A 3217-nucleotide genomic window follows, 5' to 3' on the forward strand; every position below is an offset into this window, starting at 1 on the left:
AAGGCATCTTGCGGAATACTGCTTCCGGTTTAATCATCGTTTTGACCTCAAGAGCATGTTGGTTGAATTGGGGCATGCAGTCGTGGCAAGCCCTCCGATGCCATATCGGCTCTTGAAGCTGGCTGAGGGTCATGGGTAATCAGGAATCACTATAGGAAGGATTTTGTCGCTAGAATCCCAGAGGAGAATTTTTGGAATTTGGAAGGGATTTGTTGGTCGGAAATAACATCATCTGAAACTTCTTTTAGAGTGTTAGAAAAAGATGAAATTGCAAACAATAAATCTTTAACCATTTACATGCACAGGCCTGAGCTGAAAAATTATATATTGGCATTTCTAAATTCCATCGTATCGAAAGAGCTCTTGTCGTTTTTTAATCCAACAATTAGTTTTGGCGTTGGTGATGTCAATAGGCTGCCATTCTTACTTGATAAAGTTCTCTCTGATAATATCCGGTGCGCTGTTGATGAATTAATAGGAATGTCAAAAAGAGATTGGAATGAATTTGAGGTTTCGCGAGGGTTTTTGATTAATCCATTGCTCAGGATAGAAGGGAAGTATATAAAAAGCAATTATATCGATCGTGTTAATGACTGGAGTGTTATCGTTGGGCGTTGCCGGGAACTTGAGGAATTAATTAATGAAATACTTATATCTAAACTTGGCTTGGGCAAGCTATTAAATAAGCATGTATTGATTGATAAGATAACTTTAAAGACAAATCCAGCGTATCGTTATAGCATTTCATCTTCACAGGTTGATGTAAATGATCGATTCCAATCGGATACTATCGCCGAGCTGGTTTCCTATGCCATCGGCTGCATGATGGGCCGTTATTCGCTGGACCGGGAAGGGCTGGTCTATGCCCATGCCGGAAATGTTGGTTTTAACGACTTGGTGGCCGAGGGGGCTTACCAGCGCTTTGCCGCCGATGGCGATGGCATTTTGCCACTGACCAGCGAGCACTGGTTTGAAGATGATATTGCCGCCCGCATCGAGGAGTTTGTGCGTACCGTCTGGGGCGCCGACACCCTGGAAGAGAACCTGCAGTTTATTGCCGACAGCCTGTGCCTGTCTGCCATCAAGCCGCCCAAGAAAGGGGGCGAGACTTCGCGCGAGACCATCCGTCGTTATCTCTCGACCCAGTTCTTTAAAGACCATCTCAAGACCTACAAAAAGCGCCCCATCTACTGGCTGTTTAGCTCCGGTAAAGAAAAGGCGTTTGAATGTCTGGTCTACTTGCACCGTTATAACGAAGCCACACTGCCGCGCATGCGCACCGAATATGTCACGCCGCTGCTGGGCCAGATGGCCAGCCGCATCGAGCGCCTGCGCCTGCAACAAGCCGATGCCAGCACCGCCGAAGCCAAGCGGCTGGACAAGCAGATCGACGGCCTGACCAAGCAGTTAGCCGAACTGCGCGCCTTCGATGACCAGCTCAAGCACCACGCCGATATGAAGATCACCCTGGATCTCGATGACGGCGTCAAGGTCAACTACGGCAAGTTCGGCACCCTGCTCAGCGACGTCAAAGCCATCACCGGCGATAAGGGCGAGTGAGCGACTTATAGCGAAGTAGAGGGCAACTGGTTCATCCAGTTGCCCTGATGAAGGGGTAACCCTGAGTATCTAAGCGGTAAGGAGAGAGTACAGGTGGCTGAAACCATCTTTCGCTATATCAACGGTGTGTTACGCCCGTTGAAAGTTAACAAGGTGCAAGCGACGAGTCAGTCGGTAACGACTGTCAACCAGCGTCGTCAACTGCCCAAGCACACATTGGCGGCAGACCACTACCGAACACCTCATGCCTTTACCATCCCGAATGTCACCTGCCAACGTTGTGGTGCCAAGGTGTTCTACTACGAGCATCCCAATGGTGCTCGGGTATTGTTTGATCAGCTGGGGCCACCATGGCCCAAACATCCCTGTTATGAGGCGGGTCAAACAAATAGAGGTAAAGCGAGCAACGCGGCTGGCGCAACGTCGACTCCACGTTGGCTGAATGATGGCTGGCAACCGTTGTTTTATGAGAAGCAGATTTTGTTGCAATCTGGCACCGCCATACGCTTGCAGGCGAGTACGGATAACTATCAGGTGATATTTGATATCCCGTTGGTGACGTTGCAGCAGCGATATATTCAAACTGAACAGATCAGTAAATTGCTGATGCAAGCAAAAATGGCGCGCGGGAGGGTATTGATCCAGCTCCATAATGGCGTTCAGTCTTTTGAAATAGTAACAAAAAACTTTCGCCAAATATATTCAAAGGCAATGCCAACACCAAATGCGGCACCATCACCCAAAGCAATCCGAACTCCCCTGGCTTTAACTGATAAACAGCTTGCCTCGCTGACTAAATTAGATGTCAAGATCCAATGCCATCACGACAAGAAACGCTGGTTGGTTAATCTATCAAATCATGATCAACAGCATACGTTAACTTTTAAAGAAAAGACCTTCGAACCATTGAGGCCTCATATCAATGAGTTGGACGTCCTGGTAGGAAAGCCAAATAAAAAGCGTAACTGCGTCGTTTTTTTGTTGGATAGCACGCGTAGCTTTTACATTAATACTGTCATTTCAGTGGATGTTGTCAGGGCGATTAGCGCGGCACCAGAGAAGTCATTTTCTTATAGCCTTAACAGTGATATTACTGCTCAATCTGAACAACTCCAAGGGGTGACTATCTCTTCTTACTCAGCGACCAGCCTGCGATTTTGTGGATCATTAGGTGAAGAAAAAATAGAAATTAAGGTTGAGAATCGATTGTTGCGGTTAGGAGAGTCGACCAAAAATATTGCAACAGGGGATATTCTAATCTTCTTACGGCGGATTACTGATAAGGAAGAAAGTGAAGCTGATTTTGCCTTGTATATTCATAAAGCAGGGGCGGTGATATCCAATCGACCTAGAGGTTATGTTTCAAGATTACCTCATGCCGATTCAAAACATTCTCGCAGTAATAGTTCTGCAAGTAGAATTGTCGGGAATAGAGCTTTCCCGGTAACAGTTACCAGTGTAGACCTGAGCCAGGATGATCAAATTTTCCTCGAGGTGAACGACAAGCAACAGGGTATCTATTCACCAGGACGGGGTTGACGGCATCAGTTCTGCCGGGATGGGATAATCTGTCTTCTCGATGCACGCCCTGACCACGGCCCTCAACCACTCCTGTGGGCAGCGGCCCAATCGCTTGCCGGTCTCCACCAACGACAGG

2 protein-coding genes and 1 pseudogene are annotated in these 3217 nt (G+C 47.4%); all 3 read left to right on the top strand.

All coding sequences use genetic code 11. From position 1 onward, the window contains the following. Nucleotides 1–139 (top strand): annotated as a pseudogene (locus J9889_RS17190) (IS1595 family transposase); the annotation flags it as partial. Between the two features lie 59 nt (nt 140–198). Continuing rightward, nucleotides 199–1560: a hypothetical protein gene (locus J9889_RS17195; protein WP_210557463.1), complete on the top strand. Its 1362-nt coding sequence runs from the start codon at nt 199–201 to the stop codon at nt 1558–1560. Nucleotides 1561–1653: 93 nt separating this feature from the next. After that, nucleotides 1654–3099, top strand: a complete 1446-nt coding sequence (locus J9889_RS17200) for a hypothetical protein (RefSeq protein ID WP_210557465.1) — start codon at nt 1654–1656, stop codon at nt 3097–3099. Nucleotides 3100–3217: the final 118 nt, after the last annotated feature.

It is taken from the genome of Aeromonas sp. PrichA-15 (genome assembly GCF_017939245.1).
GTDB lineage: Bacteria > Pseudomonadota > Gammaproteobacteria > Enterobacterales > Aeromonadaceae > Aeromonas > Aeromonas caviae.